At 49.3% G+C, this 25,274-nt stretch carries 16 protein-coding genes, 1 tRNA gene and 3 pseudogenes; 3 read left to right on the top strand and 17 right to left on the bottom strand.

Features of this window, described 5'->3' with window-relative positions; translation table 11 throughout:
• The 13 genes and pseudogenes from HMPREF2760_RS12920 to wecC all read right to left on the bottom strand — a co-directional run.
• Window positions 1–264 (bottom strand): annotated as a pseudogene (locus HMPREF2760_RS12920) (hypothetical protein); the annotation flags it as partial.
• Between the two features lie 8 nt (window positions 265–272).
• Complete coding sequence (locus HMPREF2760_RS12805; protein ID WP_070596245.1) at window positions 273–656, bottom strand: hypothetical protein; 384 nt, start codon at window positions 654–656, stop codon at window positions 273–275.
• 112 nt (window positions 657–768) lie between these two features.
• Window positions 769–1,674: a UTP--glucose-1-phosphate uridylyltransferase gene (locus HMPREF2760_RS00080; protein ID WP_070596243.1), complete on the bottom strand. Its 906-nt coding sequence runs from the start codon at window positions 1,672–1,674 to the stop codon at window positions 769–771.
• Window positions 1,675–2,298: 624 nt separating this feature from the next.
• Window positions 2,299–4,251 (bottom strand): glycosyltransferase, encoded by a 1,953-nt coding sequence (locus HMPREF2760_RS00075; RefSeq protein ID WP_070596242.1) that lies wholly within the window; start codon window positions 4,249–4,251, stop codon window positions 2,299–2,301.
• Window positions 4,252–4,264: 13 nt separating this feature from the next.
• Complete coding sequence (locus HMPREF2760_RS00070; protein ID WP_070596241.1) at window positions 4,265–6,766, bottom strand: CgeB family protein; 2,502 nt, start codon at window positions 6,764–6,766, stop codon at window positions 4,265–4,267.
• Between the two features lie 134 nt (window positions 6,767–6,900).
• Window positions 6,901–9,093 (bottom strand): glycosyltransferase, encoded by a 2,193-nt coding sequence (locus tag HMPREF2760_RS12390; protein ID WP_083304453.1) that lies wholly within the window; start codon window positions 9,091–9,093, stop codon window positions 6,901–6,903.
• Window positions 9,090–10,004, bottom strand: coding sequence for a hypothetical protein (locus tag HMPREF2760_RS00060; protein WP_070596238.1), 915 nt, complete (start codon window positions 10,002–10,004; stop codon window positions 9,090–9,092). Before HMPREF2760_RS00060 ends, HMPREF2760_RS12390 begins: the two co-directional genes overlap by 4 nt.
• A gap of 100 nt (window positions 10,005–10,104) precedes the next feature.
• Window positions 10,105–10,977, bottom strand: a complete 873-nt coding sequence (locus HMPREF2760_RS00055; RefSeq protein WP_083304452.1) for an ABC transporter ATP-binding protein — start codon at window positions 10,975–10,977, stop codon at window positions 10,105–10,107.
• 54 nt (window positions 10,978–11,031) lie between these two features.
• Window positions 11,032–11,967, bottom strand: coding sequence for an ABC transporter permease (locus tag HMPREF2760_RS00050; protein WP_083304451.1), 936 nt, complete (start codon window positions 11,965–11,967; stop codon window positions 11,032–11,034).
• Between the two features lie 83 nt (window positions 11,968–12,050).
• Window positions 12,051–14,129, bottom strand: coding sequence for a glycosyltransferase (locus HMPREF2760_RS00045; RefSeq protein ID WP_083304450.1), 2,079 nt, complete (start codon window positions 14,127–14,129; stop codon window positions 12,051–12,053).
• Complete coding sequence (locus HMPREF2760_RS12675; RefSeq protein WP_145990289.1) at window positions 14,126–14,710, bottom strand: hypothetical protein; 585 nt, start codon at window positions 14,708–14,710, stop codon at window positions 14,126–14,128. Before HMPREF2760_RS12675 ends, HMPREF2760_RS00045 begins: the two co-directional genes overlap by 4 nt.
• Window positions 14,711–14,727: 17 nt before the next feature.
• Window positions 14,728–16,035 carry a glycosyltransferase family 4 protein gene (locus tag HMPREF2760_RS00040; RefSeq protein ID WP_070596247.1) on the bottom strand — a complete coding sequence of 436 codons (1,308 nt, stop codon included), beginning with the start codon at window positions 16,033–16,035 and terminating at the stop codon, window positions 14,728–14,730.
• A gap of 68 nt (window positions 16,036–16,103) precedes the next feature.
• Window positions 16,104–17,369 carry a UDP-N-acetyl-D-mannosamine dehydrogenase gene (wecC, locus tag HMPREF2760_RS00035; RefSeq protein ID WP_070596233.1) on the bottom strand — a complete coding sequence of 422 codons (1,266 nt, stop codon included), beginning with the start codon at window positions 17,367–17,369 and terminating at the stop codon, window positions 16,104–16,106.
• A 174-nt stretch (window positions 17,370–17,543) separates the two neighbouring features.
• On the opposite strand from wecC, the gene HMPREF2760_RS12670 reads away from it, so the two are divergent.
• A complete protein-coding gene (locus HMPREF2760_RS12670) occupies window positions 17,544–18,431 on the top strand; it encodes a hypothetical protein (RefSeq protein WP_148138826.1) in 888 nt (295 codons plus the stop codon).
• A 9-nt stretch (window positions 18,432–18,440) separates the two neighbouring features.
• On the opposite strand, the gene HMPREF2760_RS00025 is transcribed toward HMPREF2760_RS12670, so the two are convergent.
• Window positions 18,441–19,841, bottom strand: coding sequence for a glycosyltransferase (locus HMPREF2760_RS00025; protein WP_070596229.1), 1,401 nt, complete (start codon window positions 19,839–19,841; stop codon window positions 18,441–18,443).
• A 193-nt stretch (window positions 19,842–20,034) separates the two neighbouring features.
• Between HMPREF2760_RS00025 and HMPREF2760_RS00020 the strand changes: the two genes are divergently transcribed.
• Window positions 20,035–20,107: transfer RNA gene (locus tag HMPREF2760_RS00020), tRNA-Asn, on the top strand.
• Between the two features lie 107 nt (window positions 20,108–20,214).
• On the opposite strand, the pseudogene HMPREF2760_RS12385 reads toward HMPREF2760_RS00020, so the two are convergent.
• Window positions 20,215–20,649: pseudogene (locus tag HMPREF2760_RS12385) on the bottom strand (IS256 family transposase); the annotation flags it as partial.
• A gap of 160 nt (window positions 20,650–20,809) precedes the next feature.
• Window positions 20,810–21,898, bottom strand: coding sequence for a DUF6270 domain-containing protein (locus HMPREF2760_RS00015; protein WP_148138825.1), 1,089 nt, complete (start codon window positions 21,896–21,898; stop codon window positions 20,810–20,812).
• Window positions 21,899–22,224: 326 nt separating this feature from the next.
• Between HMPREF2760_RS00015 and HMPREF2760_RS13175 the strand changes: the two are divergent.
• Window positions 22,225–22,581: pseudogene (locus tag HMPREF2760_RS13175) on the top strand (integrase core domain-containing protein); the annotation flags it as partial.
• Window positions 22,582–22,610: 29 nt separating this feature from the next.
• On the opposite strand, the gene HMPREF2760_RS12990 reads toward HMPREF2760_RS13175, so the two are convergent.
• Window positions 22,611–24,938, bottom strand: coding sequence for a hypothetical protein (locus HMPREF2760_RS12990; RefSeq protein ID WP_070596224.1), 2,328 nt, complete (start codon window positions 24,936–24,938; stop codon window positions 22,611–22,613).
• Window positions 24,939–25,274 lie beyond the last annotated feature (336 nt).

The raw sequence follows: 25,274 nt of genomic DNA, 5'->3' as shown, positions 1-25,274 counted from the left end.
CACCCCGCTACGCACCCCGAAACCGGAAGAGCCAGTAAACAACACACGGCTTGCTGCAGTAAAGAACCCGTTAAGCCCAGTAAGGACTCCAGCGCTGACGGCAACAACCATGAGCACTAGGCCTGTCGGCCCCATAACGTCACTGATTGCAGCTGCGGGTGGCCATGGCTCCCCTTCATAAGCATCGTGATTGGTTCCCACAGCAATGGAGGTCGCGAGCATCATCGCCAAGTAGATCAAGGTTGCCGCAATGATTCCCCACATCAGAAGGCCTAGCGCTTTCTTCGGCGAAAAATTGAACTCGCCCGCCAGCTGCGGAATAGAATCAAAGCCCACGAAGGCCCACGGAGCAAAAGCGATGATGGTCGCAGCCGCTGGTGCCGGCGCAACGTCGACAGGGAAAGCTGGGAAAGCTCCGGGCGCTTGGCGACGTAATAAATCACCATCGACGCCACGATGACCACCACCGCCACAATCATGAGTACAACGGCAAAGAACTGGAACCGAACTGAAAGCGCGCCCCTCATGACCAATTCAGGAAACGTGACGCGGAAGACGAGTGTAACCGCCGACGCATTCAACGCGACGACGCACGAGAACCCCAGCGTAAGCGCCCACCCAGCAATAAACGCATGAGTCCGGCCAAGCGCCGCCATAGCGAACGCCACCCCACCACCGGTGAGCGGCAGCGCACGTTTCTGGCAAGTTTAGAGAGTATTGATTAGGCGTACGCCAGATCTAATAGATCAGGGGATGCGACACTATTCGCTACCCCAACTGTGGCCGGTACTTCTCCATAATCGCCTCAATATCGCGGAAAAGAGTTGGCCCATACTTCGGGTGGCGCAAACCAAACTCCACACTCGCTGGGATAAAGCCGGCGGGATTTCCTAGGTCGTGGCGAATACCGTCGTGTACAACAACGTGGACAGGGTGGCCTTCGGAGATAAGCAAATCAATTGCGTCGGTTAACTGAAGCTCTCCCCCCTTCCCCGGAACGATGCGCCGCAGAGCATCAAAAATCGCCCGATCCAACAGGTAGCGCCCAGTAGCCGCTAGATTTGAGGGCGCATCCTCCACCGCGGGCTTTTCTACCATGCCCACGACCTTCTTTACGCGGTCATTGTCAGTGCTCTCAATATCAAACACGCCATAGTTGGATACATGGTCGGGCTCCACTTCAACCGCTAGGAGCACCGATCCTCCGCGCTCTTGGCGAACGCGAATCATCTCACTCATAGCAGCAGTGGGCTCGATGACATCATCTGGAAGCATGACGGCAAAGAAATCCTCGTCCTCATCGAGCACCCCCTCAGCCAAGCCTACCGCATGACCCAATCCCAAAGGCTTGTCCTGCGCAACAGCCACCGGCTGAATAATCTGCGCAGCACGCTCAACCTTTACCGCCTGCTCATCCTTGCCACGAGCGCGGAGTGTTTCCACAAGCTCCGGGAACTCATCAAAGTGCCGCATCACTTCGTCTTTGCGGGGCGAGGTTACAATTGCCAATCTCGTCGCGCCGGCCCCTGCGGCCTCCTCCGCAATCATCTCAATACCCGGGGTATCCACGACTGGCAGAAGTTCCTTCGGAACAGTCTTGGTAGCGGGAAGGAAACGCGTACCCATACCAGCTGCGGGGACAACAACAGTGCGGACAGAAGTCAAGTTAGCCATAGAGCAATCTTAGAGGACATCACATTAACTCTCTGCTTTGGGATAGTCGCGCGATTTTCCCTCTCACGCAGCCATGCTTAGCGACGCCTCGAGCCGCCCCGTTGCGAGTGACCACGACCTGACGCATCAAGAGCTAACCACAAAAGTCGTCTTTGCTCGTATGCGAAAAGTCTCCCATTCGCAGACGTTTCTTAACAAAGAACTTTAAGGAAAAGCGCTCTTACTATTTCAAATACTACAAGGAAGACATCTGCGCTTATCCTTCGTTAGCTCAACCGACACCACAAGGAGCCTTGCTGCCAAAATTGACAGCTAACACTAGAAGGAAATCAACACTCATGAGAGGTATTACTACAGCTCTATTGGTCCCGTGTCAGCAAAGATCGCAAGAGAAGCCTGCAGTTGCGATACCAACCACAAGCTGTTAAATGTTCTGCAATTCGAAATCGGTTACTTTACAACCCGTAGGATCCGTTCAACCTTATCTACTCAGGTGGCGCGGCAGTAAACGAGCCCGAGAACCGGCGCGGGAGACTGTCCTAAACTAGGTTCTCCCGCGCCGCCCGAACTTACGAAACGGTGTCATACATCGAATTACCTACGCCGGTTCCTAAAGAAAACTAACTATGGAACACTGTGCGGGATCGGCATGGTCGATGTATAAAGCTCGATAAACCTTTCCATGCGATAGCGATCTTCAACATAGTCCCTACCTTCCTTGGCTCGAGCTTTAAAGACCTCGTAGTCTCGACACTCCAAAACATAGTCGCGCATATCTGCCAAGGAATCGAAAATATACTGATTCGGGTACATGTATTCTGCACCAGCCCATGGACGAAGAAGAGTGATGTTTGATGCTGCAAATCCCTCGGCAGCCGCAACGTGAGATCCTTCGGCATCACTAAGCGAAAGAACAAACCCTTTATCTGCCAGTTCGGTCTTTGTGTCGACCCACCCCTGGAAATGAACAGCAGAGCCGAGCCCATTACGCTCAATAAACCGCTCACATTCCGAGAAGTATTCGCGTTCGGCCGGATCATTGATGACCCAGCCCAACTCGTCCGGTCGGCGCCCAAACACCGTCAGTGAATAGCGCGGATCTACCTCTTTAAGCTGCCGCAAGAGCTCCAATGCTCTCCTATAGCCTTTACGAATCGGAATGCTTCCAACCATCACAAGATTGAAAACTTTGGCAGGGTCTGAACTAGTCATGTACTCAGATGTCTGGATATAGTTCGGAACATAAGTGACTATTTCCCGATCAAATCCAAAAACAGACTGCGTTTCCTCAAACATTCCAGGAGCAATTGTAATCACTTTATCCACAGCAGCTCTGTCCAGCTGGTTACCATAGTCCTTCGTGGTTTCAAATCTATGGAGCCGAACAGCCAGTGATTGACGTGGATTTTTGTTCTTCGAGTACCACACTGCATTGCCAAGCATCCATTCGCAGTGGATTGAATCAGCCCATTCGAGCAAGCGGCGGCTTCGCTCTTCATCATGCGAGTCATGCCCAGTCCATTCATCCACGCAAACTTGATAATACTTGGACAGTTCAGGCACAGCCGGAAGAATGAACCGAAGATCATAGCCAGCAATGAGCAGTCGAATCTTAATGGCTTCTTGGAATTCGGCATACTTCCCGTCGAGCACAAAGTCTCTTAGCTGAGCAAAACGTGGACCGTATGTAAAGGCGCGAACCTGCGGTTCAAATTCGTTTAGAAAATCACTTAGACGGCGAAAATCTTCCTCGGCAAAACCGCCTTGGTTATAACGAATCATATTCTGGAACGCAGCTTGAAGAGCAATCTGCCCCCGGAGACCGAAATAGTCAATACCAATGGTTGAAAGGATGTCTGCCGATCGACGCCAAGCCGATAAGTGATTATCCAACTCACGCTTCTGATACTGCTGAGTACTTGAAGACTTAGTCCCGACTTTTACAGTGTTGTAGCGGAAATCTGGCTCAGCAGAGTATTGAACATTCGCTTTAACCAAAGCCTTATATAAGAAAATGGCATCTTCAGCCAGGCGTAGGTCCTCCGGCCATTCGAGGCCTTCATCCATCATGAACTTCCGCCGATAGAGTCCGCAAACTGTTGTGCTGTGGTACCGGACTACACGCCGCACCCGCTCGATACGCGGCATTGATTCATCCCAATCAGGAATTACGTTCATCTTTAATTCAGAACGTCCGTCGAATCTCAGTAGAGGTGCTCGTACCACATCTGCTTGGGTACGCTCCGCTAATGAAAGCTCAGCCAAGATACCGTCCGCAAGAATCTTGTCATCCGAATCCAAGTGGAACACATACTTGCCCTTTGCAACCTTCAAGGCCTGATTCCTAGGCACAGAAGGGGTACCAGTATTAGCAGGCAGCTGGAAACATGTTACCCAATCTCGGGTAGAGGAGAACTCCAGCACCTTGTCGTATGTATCATCCGTAGACTTGTCGTCTGCGAAGATAACTTCGAGATCCTCTACACGCTTCTTCAACGCGTCGAGCGATGAAAAGCAATCAAATATTTTACTACTAACGTTGTAGCTTGGGACGATGATACTTAGTAACGGTTCCATTCTTCACCCTGACTTAAACACAGTAAGCTTGCACGTCTTTGCCTTTGACTCGGCTTTCCAAGACTGAAGGCAAACTCAACTGCGATACGAGAAAAGGACTTTCTGCCGGAGTTGAGACTATTCGGTAAGTTTGATCAGTCTTTGTCGAGTCGACTGATGTTCTAGAAACAATAGGCAAATCGATGTACTGACTGTGCAACGCCATCCTCTCTATCGCGGCCTTGTCCAGCCCGCGCTCGAAGAAATCACTGGCATTCACTAGGACGCCATATTCGAAACGATCAAATACCTCGTTGACGGAGCACTCGCCATTGAGCAGAAGCTTTTCAAATACGACTCGGACGCCATGTCTATTCCATTTGGTCAATGCATCGGCGTAAGTAAGGTTATCGACATTGGCGTCAAGAAGGATAACCTTTGGGCCTCGCCAATTGTCCATCAAGGTTAGTGCATCGAAAGCCTTTTCTGTTTCTTCCCAATTAGATGTGGAGACAATAAAAGCCCCCGCCTGCTCGCTCTTCTGATACGAAACTTTCACGGTATCGAGAATCTGCTCAAAACGCTTCTTGTAGGTGTGATCCTTCAAGACCTTTATGAGATTTTTCTCCTTACTGAGGCGCTTTTGCTCTTCGGACAGATTCTTTAGTCCGTCAGGATTCCGATCGAGGTACAGCACGTCGTTTCCAAAGTAATCAAAGACGCCTTCAGAAAAGTTGGAGACAACATATGTATTGCAAGCCATCAGCTCAAAAATCCGTCGAGCGAACATCGTCGGTGATTTCGTCTCGGTGTTGATTGTCATACCGATCTCCGAGCCCTTGTACACCTCGGCGACACGGTCATTTGGAACTGCGGGCTTGATGAAAGTACGGAATTCTTCTGGGTAAAAATGGCTCTCGTCCGAGCCACCGTAGAATCTATCGAAAATCTGTAGGTTAAACTCCGATTCCATCACCGAATTGAACATCCGATCCATCGCCTCACAGCGCGAAGTATGATTCGAATACCAGCCGCCTGCGAAGTTCACGGCTTTACTACGGTCACCGCTTTCGAGGGGATTGAACAGGCGAGGTTGCACTGCAAAGGGCAAAACGTTGACGCTTGGATGAGCATATTCCTTTTTATACCTGTTTACTGATGCCAAATCCGTGGTGAAAATATGATCAAACTTGAGCGCGGTATCTACAAAATTATGCCGCTTGTCGTCATAGTGAGACGGATCCTCTTTATTCCAAAATACAGTAGGAATATTACGGCGTTTACAGTATTCGAGGATATCAAGGAGTTCACGACGATTTTCGTTCGGGAAATTCGACGACGAATAAACCCGCCCCTTCCAAGGACGCGAATCTGAATCAGCACCGCTCCAAGCAGATTCACAAAGGAAGACATCTGGTTGAAAATCATCCATTTGTTCTTTCCACTTCTCAGGAGAGAGGGAAATCATTTCACACTCGTAGCGGAAACAGTTACTTGAAAACTCGTCCAGAATAGCTGCGACTTTAACATCAGTTGCTTTACGTCGTGTATTCCAGGACGTATTCTGCTCAGTCAAACTAATGGTCAAGTCATTACTTATTTCGACCGAGCCTGCCCATCTATGTATCTCTAGTTCCAGAACTTTAGCTTGAACCGGAATCGACAAGGTGACACAATTTTCAAGACGCTCCCCGTCGGCAGCCAAGTATGAGAAATAACCAAACTTGTCACTGTAACTATTAAGAACACGATGTTCGATTTGGTTACCGTACTGGTCGAAAGCAGCAACCGCTAGGACAGCCGCGCGACGCTCTGAGAAGCCATTCGGAGATCCGACAGTGATCCGAACGTCGGCTCGGTTACAATTAGATACTTCCAATGAAGCCTTGAGGGGCTCATTGGCCAGCTCGAGAAAGTCATACGCAGGTAGGTTGGGAACAATCTTAACACCGAGCTTTCGCACCGTTTGTTTGGACGTGCGCTGGACAATTCCCCTGTCTTCAACTGAGGTAGGTCTGCTCGAGTACGCAGACCTTTGCCGATTGTCCCTTGCGGAAGTCCGTAAATCAGCTTCCAAAGCTTGCGCTATTTGGGCACTGCCATTAGCAGCTCCTTTATTCTCAGGAATACGAGAAGACTTAACATCAGTAAGCATCTCTAGCGCTTCGGCTTTGGTAAGAAGCCCTGATTCGGCGAGGGCTTGTCGAAGCTCAATCGCAATCTGGGAGCTTCTACCACCCACGCTACGAACCGGCTGAGAGTCCTTAAAGCTTGAGCCCTGCACCGCCCTTTCAGACTCCCACATTTGCAACAGCTTCGCGTTGGTGCGTTGGTTCTGCCGCTCCTGACGTGTAAGGTACGCGACCACACCACCCGCAATGGCAACTCCGCCCAACAACAAAATCGCCAATGTTAATGTTGAGTCAACTTTTGCACGCCCCAGGAGCGCTGCCAAAAGTAGCAGCAGTGTTCCGAAAACGAACAGACCAACATTAAATACAAAAAACTTTGGTTTCTTCACAATCCAGTTTGCCATTCCATGGTTAGCTACGTACGTTGCTTGAATACGATTCTCCCACTGCAAACCCTTTCCGGCAACTCATTCGGTAGACGGATTTGCAGACGATCTCCAAACAACGAAACCCAGTGTGTTTCGTCTCGCCTTATGTTCTACGCCCCATTGGAGCCAATTCTTTTACATAGAACTTCGTCCCACTGAGACATAACCACTTCTTTATCCCATTTGGAGGAGTATTCGCGTGCCCGACTACCCATGGAGGGGAACGCACCCCTTTCTCCGCTTTCAAGAATCGTTTCCACTGCTTTAGCTGTCCCTGTTTCGGACGCAAAAGGACCGAAGATATCCTCAACGCCTTCTCTATCCCACAGCAGCGGTACACACCGACTAGCCATTGCTTCTGCAGGCGCAAGATGAAAACTTTCTAGTTCGCTAGGCGATAGAATGTACCCTATTCCTCGATACCAAGAAGCTATGTCTGCGGTGAAACCATCAAACGCAACGTGTTCTTTTAAAGCTCTCGATGAGGCAATACGATTAAAGAACTCTAGGTATAGCTGCTTTTGCAGGGGATCATTCCATACATGGGGATACTCCCAAGGAAACCTTCCCTTGAATCTAAGTGTGTAGCGGGGATCCTCACTGATAACTGACTCAATTAAATCTAGAGCCCTATCTGGCCGCTTAAGGAACGGAACATAGCCGACCATTCCAATTGTAAACTCAGCATTGCGGACTTTCGGTCTATCGAAATCGTCTAAATCAATAGAGTTGGGAATTACCGCCGTCTCCACACCCTGCATCCCAAACTTTGCTACAGCCGTTCGCCTGACCCATTCTGAAACAAATATCATTGAGTCAACGCTTTCCCAAAGGACCTGATCCATCCAAGGTCCTTCAAGCTCAAAACGGTGCAGCCTTGAAACGAGTCGAGTCGATGGCTGGCAATTCTTCGAGTACCATTCAAGCGCTGGACCAGCCCACTCACAAAATACCACGTCAGCCCATTCAACGAGCTCCTCGCTTAGGAGTTCGTCGTGTTCGTGGAGGGTTTTCCAGGGGTCCTGCCTCACCTCGTACCTATTCGATCGCGTTAAGTGCTCCATCAATTCACCCATAAATTTTAGGTCATGAGATGCTACGACAATACGGACCGGCCTCTCCACAAAATCTGGGTCCGACACTGGGGTATCGATTGCGCGCGAAAAAGCACGTTCTAAGCGGCTAATGGCAGCTCTCATCGAAAAATGCTCGCTTGCACGCCTCGCAGCAGTCTGCGCCTTTGAAAGCTTGGGCAACGCAGAAACGATCCTCTGTGCAATGGTGCCTATCGTATCTACAGCGTCGACAAAGAAGGGGTATCCTTCCCCCCAAATCTCACAATGGTCTTGAGTGCGATTGATCAACGGCGCTGCGCCAGCCGCCCCATATTCCAAAGCCTTGGTTGATACTTCCAAGCTAGAATCTAAACTTTCGGTTCTACAACCATACCCGATATCTGAATTACCAATGCGTTTGATTACTTCGTCTCGTGGCAGTACTCCATACCATTTGACGCCACTTGATGGATCAGAGTCAGCCTCCTCAAGAGCACGGCGCATTGTATGCTCCCACTCCGGAGCAGCTGAACCACCATCAATTTTTGCGACGATCACTTCTAGGGTCGCAGGGACTCCCAGCTTTCCGAGTTCTCGGGGTAGCTCCAACATCTCTAATGTGCGCCACCCTGAAGCGAGTTTTCCCGCGTAAACGATTCGCAACGGACGGCGTCCATTGTAGGTGTCTTTTTCATCGGGAGACGAGAATGCTTCATCGGGAATCATCGGCGGCATGAGAACCGTCTTTCCAGCAGAAAGCGGGACCACTGCTTCCCAATAAGAACGAGCTGCCTCGGTTTGAGCAAATATTCGGCGGGAAGAACGAGCTATCTGTTCCAACTGAGAGATATTAGATACAGAAAGTTTATCAGTAGGGTACGGAATATCTGTAACATATGCCCACAAAAGCGGCGCCAGACCGTCAATCCTGCTTATTTCATAGCAAATGCTTAAACCACGTGCAATGACGATAGTCGCTGATTGTTCCTCAACTATCTTCTGCAAAAATGCAGCGGCCTTTTCCGGGGCCATTCCTTTGCTAGCAGTACAATCTTCCGGTTCATAAATGGAGACATTATTAATCCCGACTAGCGATTGGAGCAGTGTATCGTTTTCAACTTGACATTTTAGGACTAGATGCACGCGGTCAACGATGTGCGAAAGTACACGCGCTAGCGATACGAGCCAAGTTGATGAGCCATCGACTATGTTTGCGTTTACGTCTCCATATAAAACAACAGAGTTCATTCCCTATCCGCCCCTAAGAGCTCAGCAATTTTGGTGAGTACCGGAAGATTGACATCTTCACCCCACCCCCATCTCGGCTTTCCATTCGTGACTACCACCGTTGCTAGTTCTCTCAATTCATTAGAAAAATGATCGCGGGCTGCTGCCTGCACGACAATGACGACTACCCCAACTTGTTTTGCTTTGCGAATGTAACTGGCCAACGCGGAAAAACTCTTGGTAGCTTGTGCGTTCAGAGTCCCAGCCCAAAGTCCCCTTTGAAGCTCTTCTTCATCGATGACTAAATACGCAGTCAGCGGATGCGGCTCCCCAAGCTGGTGGGGTGCGAAGAACCGCCGGACGTTCCCGAGTGGACTGAGCCCAGATTCAATTGTTGCGGATCCTATTATTTCAATGCCGCGGCTCCGTGCGGAAGAATCAGCATCCATCAACCCTTTCAAAATCTCAAAGCCATCGCTTTCCATCGTTTGCTCAGCTGCTATACGACCCGGCTGGTGAGATGTAGGCCTCCCCACTATTTTCACTGACGGAACTGCCCCAGGTGCAAAGAATAGTCCATTGTTTGCGGCGTCACTTCTTTCTTCAATCATGCCCGGAGAGAGGTACTGTTGGTTCAACGCCCTTAAGACTCTCTTTTGGTTCCCTTGTCGTTGTGGCTCCTCGTTGGCAAGCATTTCCGCAATCAAACTTTCCAAATGCTGGATCCGCCTCAAAGCGTCGCGACCAGTACCTTCGGACTTCTTAGACGAAGAAATCCACATTGCAGTTAAGAAGAGCCCAATGACTAGAGCCAACAAGAATATAGCTTTTCGGCAGTAACCATCCTCAATAACAATCGTAATCGCCAACAACCCTGCTACCACTACACAAAGGATTGTCATTCCACGACCGCGCTGGAAAAATTCAACCACGCCGTAACCTCATTCTTAATCTCCCGTTGTTCAGTTCCTGCCTCTTTTCAAAACTAGCGGCAGTCACGGGGTTGATTACCACATGTTTCTAGGTCTTCAATTACGGTGCTCGATCTAACAATATCAGTGGGGCCTTATACAGCTTGGCAAGTTCCTCGATATACTGATGAGCGGGGTCTTTGTTTTCACGCCCCATCAGCTTCGCCCATTCCCGATATTGGGATGCAACAATGTCAGTATGACCATCAGCAATAATGCGGCCTTTAGAGATCCAGATTGCTCGATCACAGTTCCGCTCTACCTCTCCGAGTGCGTGAGACACTAAAAAGAGATTTCCGGCACGATCTAATAGCTCATGCATCCTAGCGGAAGCCTTAGCTCCAAATGCCGCATCACCAGTTGACAGGGCCTCGTCAATCATTAGAATGTCGGGACGCACTGCTGTGGAAATGGCAAACGACAGGCGGGCCGACATTCCAGATGAATAGGTTTTCATTGGTCGTTTAATCGCTTCGCCCAGTTCGGTCCATTCCGCGATCTCACTGATTTGAAGCCTCGCGTCCTTTGGGCTCATCCCCAGTGCCAGACAACCCAAATAGATATTATGTTCACCAGAAAGGTCCGGCTGTAGAGCTGGAGACACTCCCATAAGCGTGGGTTGAGAACGCGTGAGAATACGCCCAGAGGTAGGGGCTAAACCACCTGCAATCATGCTTAGCAACGTCGACTTTCCCGAGCCATTCAGCCCAATAATTCCGATTGACTCGCCGGGAAGTGCAATTAGTGAAGCACCGACTATTGCGTCAACCACAGTTTTTCCACGGCCGACGCGCGTCATGCTCGCGTCTGAGGAACGCCCCTGGCTAATCACATATCGCTTCGACACATTATCAACAACTACGTTCGCCTGTTCAATGTAATTGATGTCTATTTCAGGCTTCATTTCAGCATCTTGCTTCCTACGCTTATACATCTTCGAACTATCTACTCAATTTGTGTTTTTCTGCAGAGGCTCAAGCGACAACAATTAAACAAGTCGGACGTATTTATCTTCAGCCTGCCAAAAGAACACGAAGCCAATGACAAAGATACTTATACTCCACGCCAAGAGTTCGGCCCATGTGGCTAGGTTAGGAGCCGTTCGATAGATAGTGCAGTCTCGAATTGCTGTCAGAAACACGTAGCATGGATTGGCGGACATGAGCTGATGAATTGCCGAATGCTCGGCAAATCTGTCAATTGAAAACATTACACCCGATAAAAAGAAGAGCCCTTGGGTTACGAGTCCCATGATAGTTTTAGTTTCTGGTATCTGTGCTGTTAGACGTGCAGTTATCATCATCAGTCCACAACCAAATACATGGATCATGAGAAACAACGGGATCACAAGAACTATCGTCCACGAGGGCCAGGTTCCCCACTGAAAAAGAAAAGCCACTAGGAGCGCAACAAAGCCTGGTAAAAGATTATCTATTAGAGAACGTATTGTTACTGCAAAGGGAATTGATGCTCGCGGAAATTGAAAGGCACGAATCATAGCCTTTGACGACTGCATTAAGCGGATTCCGGCAGTCATAAGTCCAGTAATCATCGACATGAAGATGATTCCAATAAACAAAAACCCAATGAAATTCTCAACGTCACGAGAAGTTTTCAATAATAGTCCAAATAGAAACCCATATAGTGCTACGTCAAACAGGGGGTTTAGCACTAGCCATAGTTGCCAAAGCCGGTAATCCCTCGTCGTACGCAATGCCTTGGCTCGAGCGTCCGCAATGATGAAGTGTCGCCTTCCAGTTAGCTTCACGATATACTCAGCCAGAGTCGGTCGCGTAGCCAGTGGGCGAAGGCCCTCAGGATTGACTATTTGTACGCGGCCTTCATGTCGTGCTACTTCGGCATTCAGTTCCTCAACTCCTCGCTGAGAGGTTTTTGAACCACGTAATTTGTGACGTGCCAACATGCATCAGCCCTTCCAAGTTTTATTGTTCGAACAATCCGCAGGTCCGTGGACTTTCCTCACTCCATGAATCGCTACCGGAAATTTTACTCAGCCTGTCTGAGAAGCTGGTCGAGAACGTTATGAGCTTGCATTGTGTTTCCCACATGCGTCGAAAAAGCCAAAGGAAGCTTTGATAATGGCGAGTCATCGGTGACGACTCCCCAAACGTCTACCCCACTACCAGCATAGTCAGCATACTTCGATGGCAGGAAAGGATTAGCGCCAAACGAGGAGCCAGTCGTGTCAGTGTCGTTTACTACCAAGACATCGAAGCGCGTAGAAAGGTTTAAGAACTGCAGGTACGGCAAATAACCGTTGATACACAAGCACTCTTCTGCCGGATGTCCCCAGAGATCGCGGCGTAGCTTATTGGGATTCGAGGTGAAAATGTGTAGTCGAAAGCGGTCTCGGGCTGGGTGGTGCGCTAAAGCAGTTAAAATGTCGTCGATACCTCGGTTTACGTAGAAGTTGCCGAAGTATGCGATATTGATGAGCGCAGGATCAAGTCGGTAGTCTGACCCGACCAAGGAGTACATCTCCTTTGTAGGAACCGTTTGATGGCGAATTCTCGATTTTGATTGCACCAATCTCCTTAAATCGGCTGGATAGCGTTCCAACATGACTTCTTGTTGATTGGCATTGGTGAAAATAACTTCGTCAGCATATAGAAAAGTCACCAGTTCAGTTAACTCAAAATGAGTGGCAATCTGAATATCTGCCCAATCGGTGCGCTCAATCATCTTTCTGAGTCTATAAGTCGTCACTCCTCTAGTGAGCTTGCCCGGTCTGAGGCCACCATCCACACCAACACTAAGAGGGTCTGAGAATTCCGCCTGCCAGTACGTTTCGGGATGCTTGCTCTTGAATAACGCGGCTGCTACATGCGATCCAGACCATAAAGCGCGTGAGTACATTGATTCATATCCACCGCGACTCTTCGCTTGTTTGTGAGCTTTTCGCGCAGCTTGGCTAGCATACGAGCAAATCGCCCTCCAGTGGGAGAAGGAAGGAACCACGTCAAGTTCCTCTACATGAGCAAGATATGGATCGACAATTAGACGCGCAGATTCATCATATTCGCGAACCCGACTCATGTTGGCAGAGAACACATCCACCAATTCAGCATCCTGGCGTATCACCTTGGCTGTAACGTTAGCGGAAGTGTCTGCATATGGCGGGAAACAGTAAGAAAACACAAGCCGCTTCGCTTTATCAGGACGCAGCTCTCCCCAATCTAAGCCCGAGACTTTCAAACTTATAGCTGTCTCAATGGCACGGCGTATCTCGCTAGGATGGTCGCGCAAGTAAGTCTCAACGAATCCAAACTGGGCATCCTCTAGCTTCTGTCGCGCATGAGTCTTTGTGTCGTACTCCCGAATGGCCCGAAGCTGTGCCATACATTCGAGACGCTGAGTGACGTTAAAGTCGAAACCTTCTGCTTGACGCGACACTGATCTATCTCGGATCGTCCGAAGATAGGCGGTTCCCTCATATCTACTTGGTACCCTTAGCAGCATTCCTGGCACTTCAAGGAGGTGCGCAAAATACGCTACATCCTCTCCCGAACGCAGCGTCTCCTTGTAGCGATACCTTTGGGCCAGTTCAGTAGGAATTACTTTACTGGCATTAAATCCAAGTGCCCACGGAGCCGTTGCGACAGGAACCGTAGTTCCACGTAGACCCAAAATACGGGTGTTTAGAGAATTCTCCTGGGAAAAGCTGCCATCAACTGAATCGTGGATGGGCAACAGTACGCAAACGCCGTCCTCAGCGTGCTCTAGACCCGTCGCAATGAACTGTGGTTCTAATGCGTCATCATCGTCGAGAAATGTAACGAAACTACGGCTTGCACACGCAATTCCCAGATTGCGGGCACGGCCAGCGCCAGGAGATGTGGTTCGCAATACCCTTAGGTCTAGGTCAGGGAAACGCTCTGACAAGTCTGGTTCCATTCTAAGCGCGCCAGGACCATTGAACACTACAAGCACCTCAATAAGCTCTGTACAAACTGTTTGCTGCACAAGCGAAGTTAGCGCGAAGACCAATGCCGAATTCGTACTCTGAGTAGATACCGGAGCGAACGAGGGAATGATAATGCTAATACCGGGCCGATAAGTGCTCATCGAATCCTTTCAAGAATCTTGTATAGCGCTACAATCGCAAAAGGAGGGACAAACCTCTTGACCGGTTTAGCTAGCGTCGCTGCGCGTGAAATCAAGATCGATCTCAACGATATGCTCTCTAATCGCTGATCACTGCTACAACTATCGGAGGCCTTTTCAGCATTAGGCGCAGAAAGTCCTCTAATAAAATCTTCTACCTCGCGGGATTCCCTGTCTGCGATACTCAAACGAAGTTGGATCCATCTATCGGACACATGCAGTCCTGAGATAGCAAGGGAGCCGCTCAGTTTCCCACCGTTCCCAATTAAATTAAGAGCATTCGTGACATTTGATCGAGGCGCCCAATACTCAACATGTCCTCTATCTCTTACTAACCGAGCAATCAAGCGTTCAGCGAACTCAGGTGAAATATCAATAAGTACAACTCGTGCTTCTCCCGCCTTCAAAAGTTCGCTTTCACTAAAACAGAAGACAACTGTACCGTTTCCTTTGGGCAAGGGAAGCAGCTGCTCCGAAGAGCTTAAAAGCACCGCGAACTCAGTTTCAACTGGCTGGTAATCGCTCAGAGAATTGACTCTCATCCATTTTCCTTGTCGAGCTAGAATCTATCAGCTGCAACACTATGTACGATATTGCGAACCGTTCGGGGAACTACGCCGTCTCGTTGTTGAGCGACCCACTCTCGTCCACGAGACGACACGTGCAGCTGGGAGCGATCTTTGATTAGATTAATCCACATGTCAGCAAGTGCTTCCGGATTATCGGGTTCGACAACATTTCCGGCCTCGAGTTGCTCTACCAATCTCGCCGCTTCTCCCTGGACTACAGCACTAATGTGAATCCCTACCGACATTAGCTCATAGGTTTTTGACGGTACCGTACGGGTAAGCGGCTCCCACGCTGTCAGGTGTACCAACGCACTATCTGCCCAGTCATAAAACTCTTCCAGTTTTTCTGCGGGATAGCGGTGTTCGATAAGGGCATCAGTACCAGAATCATGAATCAGATCCTTTACCGCTAGCCAACCTGCCCCGTCACCGACAATCCGTAGGCTCACTTTGTACCCGCGATCCTGCGCAATCTTCACTGCCTTAACGGCATTGTCAAGGCGCTGCGCACGCCCTACTGTGCCAGCATAGAGAACATTAAGCCCCTCGCGATTAAGCGCACTCTTGTCTTCCGCCAGATATCTCGTTTTCGGCGGAAATACGTTACGCACCGTACGAATAACACGCTCACGACCACTACCTTTTGCAGGCATTGTGTCTTCAAGATGAGCGGCTAAGTCCTCGGAGGTAGTGATGATTCCGTCCGCATGGTTCAATGCCTTGTTCATAGTCCACTCGGTAAATGCAGTGAGTACCTGAAAAGGCCCCTTGCTTAAGACAATTTCACGAATAGACTTTCTACCTGTGCCGGAGTTCCAGTCGTCTTTTTCGCGTAGTAGTTCCGGCCATGCGTCTCGAAGGTCAATAATGTATGGGGCCCCAATAATACGAGCTGTAAGCATGGTCACCACCGACGTCGGTAACGCCGGCACCGTACCAATTACTAAGTCCGGAGCGTACTCACGGATCTTGCCCCGATGGCTGATTTGCATGGCAAGCATAGATACAGCAACTGATGCCTGGTTTAAGATTCTTCGTGTCAGCGTCGATCCCGCTGGGAAGAATCCCGATCGCAGGATTTTTTCCCCTGAATTTCCACCAACAATATGTTGAGCACCAACGATCGACTCTCGTGAAAGCCATTCGATAATGCTAATTTGACGCTGGTAGTGCGGCGGAGGCGCGATCACCATCACCTCATGCCCAGCCTCCACGAGAATCTTGGTCAACCACGACCATCGCCGTTGAGGAACACCGTTCTCCGGAGCCCAATACTGGGATAGGACAAGAATCCGCATTGTTACGCCGCTCTTCCTAGCCTTTACGTCCCTACAAGGTGAAAACAACCACCCCATGGGGCGTCTTGCTATCGCCAAATTCCTTTAGTGTCGATGATGGTCTTTCCCTCAAGTTTCGAGGTATCAAATGCGACGAATTCTTTGTGATTAACCAGTAGAAGCACGACATCCGCAGCAGCAATAGCTTCTTCAGTTCCTTGCTTTGTAAGATTCGAAATGTTCTCCAAAACATCGGGAAGATCGTCTACGTTCGGCTCAACCACGCGAATGTCCAACTGTGGATTGTCCATCCCCAGTCGCTTGACAATTTCCAAAGACGGCGACTCACGCAGATCATCAATATCATTTTTAAAGGCAATACCAAGAGCCGCCACTACAGGGCTTTCTTTCCCTTGAATAGCCTCGATGACCTGCTCGATGACCCAATCCGGCTTCCCGTCATTGACATCACGGGCCATCTTAATAAGCCGCGCTTCTTCAGGAGCAGCGGAGACAATGAACCAAGGATCAACTGCAATACAATGCCCACCGACGCCTGGACCAGGCTGCAAGATATTGACACGCGGATGGTGATTCGCTAGCTCGATAAGCTCCCACACGTCAATTCCAAGGCGATCACAAATGAGAGAAAGCTCGTTAGCGAAAGCAATGTTGACATCGCGGAAGGAGTTCTCCGTAAGCTTTGCCATTTCCGCTGTCGTGGCATTAGTCATGAGGAGTTCTGCGGTACAGAAAGTGGCATACAAGTCTCGTGCAAGTTCAGTCCCTTTGGGGGTTAGACCTCCGATTACACGGTCATTGTTTTCCATTTCTTCCATAATCCGGCCTGGAAGCACTCGCTCTGGACAGTGCGCAATAAAGATGGCGTTGTCATCTTCGTCATTGAGTGACAAGTCCGGTCGAAGTTCAATGAGGTGCTTAGCCATGCCTTCGGTAGTGCCCGGAGGAGAAGTTGATTCCAACACTACGAGTGCTCCCGGACGAAGATGAGGTGCAAGCGCCTCTGAAGCAGCACGGATGTACTTTGTATCAACCTCGTGGTTTTCTTTGAAAGGCGTCGGCACACAAACAATATAGGCATCAGCTTCGACATGTTCGGCTTGGGCGATCAGGCTTCCCTCCTCGACCACTTTGGATAGAAGTTCTTCGAAGCCCGGCTCAAAAAAGGGTACCTTTCCGTCATTAATCAATTTGACGAAACGCTCATTCACATCAATGCCAACGACATTAACCCCCTTCGAGGCAATGAAAGCCGCTGTAGGCAGACCAATGTATCCGAGGCCTACAACACAAACTTTGTCAAAGCTTTTAGAAACGAATTCCTGAGACGACATCTTGCACCTTTCTCGCTTTTACGCTCTGTCAACGGTATCACGGGTATACATTTTGCGAACATGTCAGTATCGTTCAATGAAAGCTTACAGGTAGTTTAACTCTCTTTAGCGAGCTCAAACCACCATGATGCAGGGAATAGCTCTTAGAACATATGCGAGATAAACTGACGAACCATGACTTTGAGGAGAAACTACGCGCGATATGGCGCCTCAACTTCTTTCTTCGGTTCTGTCGAGGATTTTCTAAGTACCCCCCTTCTAGGAAGTCTACCCAAAGAAGCCGAGGCAGTTTCGATTCGATACGGCGAAGCTTTCTTGGATTTACTTATTGAAGATCGCGGTGCCGATTCCACTATCATCCTGTTCCACGCCGCTATTGATCCTTCAAAAACAACTCTTCCCGTCTTTGTTGGAAGACAGGTTGTTGATGGCATTGATGCCAATTTGATATATGTCTCTGACCCCTCGCTTGACCGCGGAGCAAGTATTGGCTGGTTCGCAGGAGACGAATCGCGGCCGTACCAGGAAGACCTAGAAAGGTGCCTATCTCACGTTTTCACCGGCCTCCACCCTGATACCCCTGTCTCCGAGTTAGGCGAGCGAACAATTTTTTGGGGTGCATCAGCTGGAGGCTTTGCTGCACTTTACTACTCAAACCGCTTCCCCAAATCACTGGCAGTGGTGTCTAACCCGCAAACACACATTGGCCGTTATCATGAACCCCAAGTGACAGCTTATCTCGAAAAGTGCTGGAGTGGCCGAAGCCTTTCCGACACGAACATTACATTCGACCTAGTGGCGGAGTACAACAAGGGCTTCGAGAATTATGTAGCGTACCTGCAAAACAGGGATGACGAGCTGCACTACAAACAGCATTTTCTACCATGGTCCCAGGCAGTGGCAGATCATCCCCGACAGTGGCGCCTTCTCCTCGGGGATTGGGGCAAAGGGCATGCTCCAGCCCCCACATTTCTACTTACGGGAATCCTTGGCTTCGCAGCATCCCTGCACGGCGATTGGGAGCAACTATTTAGCGACGAAGTTTTCACTGACGACGCCTAGTTTAAATCTCTACTTGCGTAGGATCTTGCTTAACCGATCAAAACGCACAATCGCTTTACTGGTCCATTCCTCCCCTACGAGTTTACGTGCACCGGCTACAATAGTCGACCGGTTCTGATAGACACCGTCAATAGCCTGATCAATGAAGCCTCGAGCTCCTTGGCGACGAACCAAATCCCAGTCATCGGTACCAACGTAGCTCGCTTTCCCATCTCGTTGCTGCATGACGACTCGTGAAACCCAAACTGTTTTAGCGCGGTCGCTTTGCGCCAGAATTCGGAATCCACGAAGCCGATAACCGTGCTCTAAATGCAAGCTCACCAGACGACGGAAAGCTCCTTCAGATACCGGAACATACAAAAAATGCCCGACACTTGGGTTTTGAGATGCCGCAAATCCCTCGACCAGCCTATAAGACGGGACACGCCGACCACGCGAATCCTCGATCCAAAGACTCACCAGAATCTCTTTCTCGAACGCATAGTCTGATTTACCCTCGATAATAAAGTTAACGTCGCTACTGTTAGGCTCGAGCAGGAAATGAAGGCCATGGCCAACGGGACACTCGATGTTCAGGGCCAGACTCTTATCCTGCATCTGCCTCGTAACCGTTGGAAACGCCCCCTCAAGAGCAGCAACGTCAGTAAATGCAGGGAATGAGGCCATATCCTCCATAAGGCGCGCCATTAGCACGCTCGACTCATGGCGCATGGCATTGTCCTGCCCAGAATGAATAGCGCGTAAATATCCTAATTCACTTGCGTCTAAGATAACTGGGACAAAGCGGTCTGACTTATCATGCGGACCACTTTGGGGTTCCACAAAAGCTCCGTTCTCCCTAACCGCGCAAATCGACAACAACCCCATTGAGTTCATAGGGGCATGAGCCTCACGCATATGAAAGAACTGCCCGTCCGAATAAACCGCTTCAACACCGAGAGGCATACTAACGAGCATGCCCTCAAACTCCGGTTTAATATATGAACCCATCGTCTGAAAGTAATGTCTCGACAGGACATCATCATCGTCGAGCCGATAACGACCAAACGTGCCTCTAAAGCCTATACTCTCGACATATCGACGCACCGCCGTCCAACCACTGTCGCCGTCAGGAAGCTCATCAAGATGCAGGATGGCATATTCTTCTGCCGCCTCGCGTAACTGCAATTTGAATTTATGAGGCAATGAATCCGAAATGGAGACGATATGCTTCACCTCGAAACCCTCGGCCGCCTGAGCCAAGGTTGGCAGAGTGTGATTCAGAAAGATATCCGCGCGTAGCGAAAGGCGAGAATCCTCATAAAGGTAGTCACGATACTCGTTTCCCGACAACCCGGCTTGCCCATTGCTAGCACGCCACGACACTGAATCCGGAACGAAGAGACTGAAACGGGTATGCCCAACAAACATGAATATCTCTCTTTTCCCTACGATTCCTAACTAACAAATAGCTTAGCGGCGCTTGCTAGCAAGTCCGAATACCGCATCACTAACGTCTCCAATACCGCCCTTGTGCAGGCGATTTGTAATCTTCAACAAAGGCCCTATATAGTTACTTCTCGTTGCACCGGTTAAGGAAACTTACCAAGCAGCATACGCACATTCCTCCATAGCTCAGTTGGCAGAGCATTCGACTGTTAATCGAAGGGTCACTGGTTCGAGCCCAGTTGGAGGAGCGGTTACCCCCCTCCTATTGGCTAAAAGCCAATAGGAGGGTTTCCGCATCCCACACCAAGCTGCTACTTAAAGCTTAAGTTGGGGTTAAGGGACATCTCGTGTGTATTTAGGAGCGTCCGACCCAGTCTTTTCTTATTCCTAAGCTGGGGTTCCATTCGTTGGAGATGTGGGTGTCGTATGTGGCTGGTCGCCCGTCTGGGTGGCCGCGTCGTTTAAGTTCTTCTTTTGCCCAGGCCGCGCGTGCTGCTTTTCTCCTTGACGTCCGAAGTCTCGTTGCTTGGCTAACTCCAGTGGCACTGTAGGGTCTTCGGTGTGGATGTAGAGCCACCCGTCCATGGTAATGCACTGATGCTAATTGAACATGCCACGATGATTGCCCACTAACTCCTTAAGCTGTTTGTTGATGCCACCACCAGCAGATTCGTGGTGGCTTTTAGACTCTGCGTGACGCCAACGGGTGGGGGAGAAAAGCAAATAAGCTTCTGGAATGAACAAGCTTTTCCAAACGTTTCAGTGCCCTGCGAGCCTTACAGTGGATGTATTTGGAGTCTCCTGCGGACTCAAGAACCGTACGAAAAGGTGTCCACTAATCGATTGGTAGCCTCAAACTTTAAACGGCCCACTTAAATTTCTGCTAATCACGTAGGTTAATAAACGTAAATAGGACAGGCGTATATAGCTGCCACCCGCCGTCCAAATTATTACCGATTGGCCGCAACTTCTCGCTGAACTGCATGCGACTGTGCCTCATAGAAGGCACTGCCGAAGTGAAAAGGGCTTAAACCCCATCGATGCTCTGGGTCTGCTAGAAAAACGGAGTCAGGATACTCCAAAATTTTTACGTTCTCCTCTCCCCTTCTAGTCACGAGACCATAAATGCGCTGGAGCTTAGCGTTCTGCTTGGCAATTAGCTTCTGATCCGGCAAAAGGCTCCCGTCCGAGGTGTGTGTCGCCCAAAAAACCCTATTGATAAGTAGTGCTTTATGTCCCAATGCCGCAACAAAGAAGTTCCACCCCTTTTCGAAATTCACAAAATAGGACTCCGAGAATACGTCTATTGGTTCCATTCCCCGAGCAAGTCCAGTTGCTAGATACTCGGGACTTTCGGTGTAGACACTCTGAGATGCTCTAGACAGTGGAAGGCGTTCGTCAATAAAGTCCACCAAGACAGTTGATCCAACCGCTAATTGGGCAAGTCTAACATTCTCTTTGCTAAGGTCCCCTTCAACCATTCGCCTTTGGAATGAGCTTTGATTCAAATTTAATAGTTCTTTATCGTGATAAATAGGGGGAAAATGAAGCGTTGAATAACTAAAGCGTGCCCTGTACCCCGCGAGCGGAATCGTCATATAGTCAAATGCATCACGCGAGACACAGCTTCCCATAACAAACACGGCATCTTCAAACCTTCTTCCATCAATTGAAAGTAGGATATCGGACTCCGTGTACCACCGACGAACAAACATATTCAGCTTCGACAACCCCTTCATCGAAAACTGTTTCTCAAAAGATTCAAGTCGTCCCGTGCCGACCAGATAGAAAAAGTCAAAGCCAGCCGGAGAGTGCACAAACCCGTTCGGGGTAGGCCCTTGCCCCTCATCAATACCTACTACTATTCGCTGGTCTTTCTCTGCGAAAAAATTCCCCGACAGTCGAAAAGCTCCTTCAGAAATAGAGTCTAGACTGAAGCTCAAGCTACTATCTAGTGCAAAGAAATTTTGATTGACGGCCAAACCGGATTCCTTACCGCTGAGATCAATAGGTACTAGTTGTACATCATAATACTGCAACCTTCTCAATCGATTTTCAGTACACCCCACGCTGAAAGTGCAACTATCATGCCACCTAGCTCAATCTCTCCCATCCTCAGTTTAATCCAAGCATCGAAAGAAATGCTTGGGTCTCCAACTGCGACACAATCCCCCCCCAACCGCGAAACAAGTCTAATAGGGCGAAACTTTGTTGGCAGTTGAACAGTCCACACGTCGGCTAAAGCAGTACAAGGATTGTCCATGTCTATCGGCGACAGGTCCTAACACGATCTGTGCCGAGATGTCTCGTGATCTCCAGCGTGTTTCCCCAAGGCTGCACACACGATGCTGGATTTGACTCGCGCATGGTCGTGGGGTGGACCGTCCAACTCCGACAAGAAAAGACCATCGCTACACGCTTGATCGAACAAGTCATTGCTGACCAGGAACTCAACGGTCACAGCGTTGAAGTCGTACACACCGACAATGGCAAAGTCATGACCTCACACATGATGAAGGGCATGCTGGTTGAACACGGCGTGCAGCTATCATTGATTCGGCCGAATGCTTCGAATGACAACCCATTTGAAGAGTCATCCCACCGCACGATCAAGCATCACCGCTATGCGTTAGAAACCTATGGTGATATCCAGCATGCACAGAAGGTCATCGGCAGGATTATCGAAAAATGCAACAATCGTGTTTGCTATAGCAAGCTTGGTGGGAACTCACCAAGGCAAGCATCGCAACCCTATATCACGGAAAGATACACCGGCCCAGGCGAATACCACCTTTGTATAAAGAACAAAACCTCCTTATTCCGCAAGTGTGGCAACTTGACAGTCAATTGGAAATATCCCCTTGAATCAGGCTTCAAATAGCAATAATGAAAACCTTTAGGCGACCAAGAGAGTCCCTCTACTTCGTCACTTTGGCTGCCATCGAATCCGATAAGTACAGTTGTCGCGTCTGCCTTAAATAAGTAACCCTTAACCTCAATCAGGCCGTCTACATCAGCGGCAGTCTTAAATTGCAATGGAGTGGCGTCATCGGGAAGACGCTGAATCATGCCAAAATCCCTGAGCGATGGGGCTAAGATTTGCAAGTCTTTCTCGCTTAGCACACCACGTTCCAATAGCTGGACGCAGCCTTCCGGATCTACCTCAGGACCGACCCTGCCCTCTGAATCGTGTATTTGTCGGGCTAAATTTGCAATTGACTCTTGAGCACGTTTTAAGTTGTCCCCGAGCAACTGCTCAAGCTCTCCTTGGTCTGGTTTCGCCTCTCTCGGCGCCGTCGGAGAAATAAAATCTTTAACTAATCGCTCAAGCCGATCCGACTGAGCAGAATTAACTGACTCAACACCGGCCGCGTTAACGAGACAGAATCGTAGAATCCCCCCAAGTTGATAAAGATTGAAGAACGACCATTCTTCCTCGTCTTTCTCTACCAACGAAGTCATAGCAGATACATTGATTAGGGAATCGTCGTAATCGCCATCTCGGAGAAATTCCAGCATTTTGGACCTTGCCCCTTTAAACAACTCGATCCGCCAATTGTAACGGCCAAAGGAACTCTGCGAAGGAAAGGCACCATTAAAACGATACGGATTAGCCGCAGTACCCCTCCACTTGAGCCCCATTTTAGAAACATACGCGTCCAATGCCGCCGGCCACCGATCATCTGCGAAAGGTGCATTCTCGATTGGCCGAGACATCCGACGATTTAACAAATAATGAAAGGCCTGCGCACTCGTAAACTCCGGCGCAGAACCAAGTATGAGGCGAAGCGCGCGGTAATCTAAGAAGGGATGGATTTCTGCCGCGGCTGCGTTATTTGCGGTTAGCGTACCACCGGTCAAGAGAGGCAATCGGAATTTAAGTTTCCAAGCAACTTCAATCTTTTCTTGAGGAACACCTGACAGCTCAAATTCGAGGGATTCGCGGTATTCCTTTGAGAGTAGCTGGACACCTTCGCTACTAAGCAATGGGGAGCCGGCTAATTGCCCAATTTCACGTTCGATGAGCTTTGTCATCGACAAACCGGTGTTACTCCCCTTAGAGCCATACTCATGCCCTCCAAGAACGATAGAAGGCCGCGTGCCGACCCACCGAATATCAGCAAGTGAGCTCAGAGAAAAGTCGGTCTGAATATCACGAGTGATGCTGGCTGATAATTCACGGGGTTGAGTAACCAACGGTGGGGATGACACGTAATGCTTGTCTCGAAGATTTGCGATTTCCATCAAATCAACAGCCGCCATTACATCAGGCGAATACGGCTCTCCTGCGGTAGAAAAGGAAATCCACTTTCCGTAAATTGAATCGCCAAGCATTCCCAGAATAGCCCGAGAATCCTTACCACCACTGAGCGATAGTGACTTCCCACACTGCGTTCCCAAAATATAGTCACTTAGGCTAGAAGAATACTCTTCCACCAACAAAGGCAGGTGTCGATCTTCGATTCTGGCTGTCAGCTCATCCCACGAGCTGTTCATCCCCACCTCACGGCTGGAATCCTTCGAGACAATCCACTTCGAGCCCGGCCTTGTCCGCTTGATCCCAGAAAGGTGATGATCGTACCCAAAATTGTGGTGCTTCTGAAGGGACCATGCCAAAGAAACCGGGTTTAACGATGGTGCTTCTTCAAAGAACGGATAGAGAAGCGGAAGGTGGTTCGTAAATACCCAATAGTCCTTATTGTCGAGATAAAGAAAGCCATCGGTTCCAGGACAACTCGAGAACACGCGGAGCTCATTCTCGAAAATACCCACTGCGCACACTGATTCCGGATGATTAATCGGATTAGCAGTACTCAGTCTATCCTTTAATAGATCAGGAACCCATGCTCTGGCATTGGAAGTTAGCACACCTTGGGCAAGAACCATGTAGTCATCATTCCGCCCTACTAGTTCAAACTCCTGAGGGGAGCCGTAGTCGAACAAAGCAACTTCTGCACACCCATTAGTGAAGTAACGAGTTTCAGCCTGCGTATCATAGAGCGTTAACCCCTCAAGTTTCCTGAGATCAACGTTAGACTGGTATTCCCCTTTGAGGACTCTACCAACAATAACCGACATGTTTTAACTCCTAGCAACCGACACTTGACAGTTCTATACAGTAGATTCTTGCTTCAAGACACTATCTTGTATGTTCGAAGCCTACCCGATCAAGGAACAAGCTAAAGGGCGCAACGACATTTTGCATATCTTTGTTTTGACTTCTTATACTTCGTTCAATAGGGAGACTTCTTTCACTACCAATTAGTAGTCGCTAACACCCTGGAGACGCATCATTGTGGGCAACAGTTTTCATCACTTCATCGCACGTGCATCGCCCAGCCCAGCATCGGAAACAGTTGATCACCATCTCTGGACTAATGGGGCCCTTCCGGTTTTAGAGTGCGTTGATTTTGT

It is taken from the genome of Corynebacterium sp. HMSC065D07 (genome assembly GCF_001810695.1).
GTDB lineage: Bacteria > Actinomycetota > Actinomycetes > Mycobacteriales > Mycobacteriaceae > Corynebacterium > Corynebacterium hesseae.
The sequence above is the reverse complement of the archived record's forward strand: the minus strand, read 5'-3'. Positions and strand labels throughout refer to the sequence as shown.

Coding starts and splice junctions, on each gene's coding strand:
- HMPREF2760_RS12805 (WP_070596245.1), bottom strand. CDS start 656: ATGGCGGCGCTTGGCCGGACTCATGCGTTTATTGCTGGGTGGGCGCTT.
- HMPREF2760_RS00080 (WP_070596243.1), bottom strand. CDS start 1,674: ATGGCTAACTTGACTTCTGTCCGCACTGTTGTTGTCCCCGCAGCTGGT.
- HMPREF2760_RS00075 (WP_070596242.1), bottom strand. CDS start 4,251: ATGGAACCGTTACTAAGTATCATCGTCCCAAGCTACAACGTTAGTAGT.
- HMPREF2760_RS00070 (WP_070596241.1), bottom strand. CDS start 6,766: ATGGCAAACTGGATTGTGAAGAAACCAAAGTTTTTTGTATTTAATGTT.
- HMPREF2760_RS12390 (WP_083304453.1), bottom strand. CDS start 9,093: ATGAACTCTGTTGTTTTATATGGAGACGTAAACGCAAACATAGTCGAT.
- HMPREF2760_RS00055 (WP_083304452.1), bottom strand. CDS start 10,977: ATGTATAAGCGTAGGAAGCAAGATGCTGAAATGAAGCCTGAAATAGAC.
- HMPREF2760_RS00050 (WP_083304451.1), bottom strand. CDS start 11,967: ATGTTGGCACGTCACAAATTACGTGGTTCAAAAACCTCTCAGCGAGGA.
- HMPREF2760_RS00045 (WP_083304450.1), bottom strand. CDS start 14,129: ATGAGCACTTATCGGCCCGGTATTAGCATTATCATTCCCTCGTTCGCT.
- HMPREF2760_RS12675 (WP_145990289.1), bottom strand. CDS start 14,710: ATGAGAGTCAATTCTCTGAGCGATTACCAGCCAGTTGAAACTGAGTTC.
- HMPREF2760_RS00040 (WP_070596247.1), bottom strand. CDS start 16,035: ATGCGGATTCTTGTCCTATCCCAGTATTGGGCTCCGGAGAACGGTGTT.
- wecC (WP_070596233.1), bottom strand. CDS start 17,369: ATGTCGTCTCAGGAATTCGTTTCTAAAAGCTTTGACAAAGTTTGTGTT.
- HMPREF2760_RS12670 (WP_148138826.1), top strand. CDS start 17,544: ATGACTTTGAGGAGAAACTACGCGCGATATGGCGCCTCAACTTCTTTC.
- HMPREF2760_RS00025 (WP_070596229.1), bottom strand. CDS start 19,841: ATGTTTGTTGGGCATACCCGTTTCAGTCTCTTCGTTCCGGATTCAGTG.
- HMPREF2760_RS12990 (WP_070596224.1), bottom strand. CDS start 24,938: ATGTCGGTTATTGTTGGTAGAGTCCTCAAAGGGGAATACCAGTCTAAC.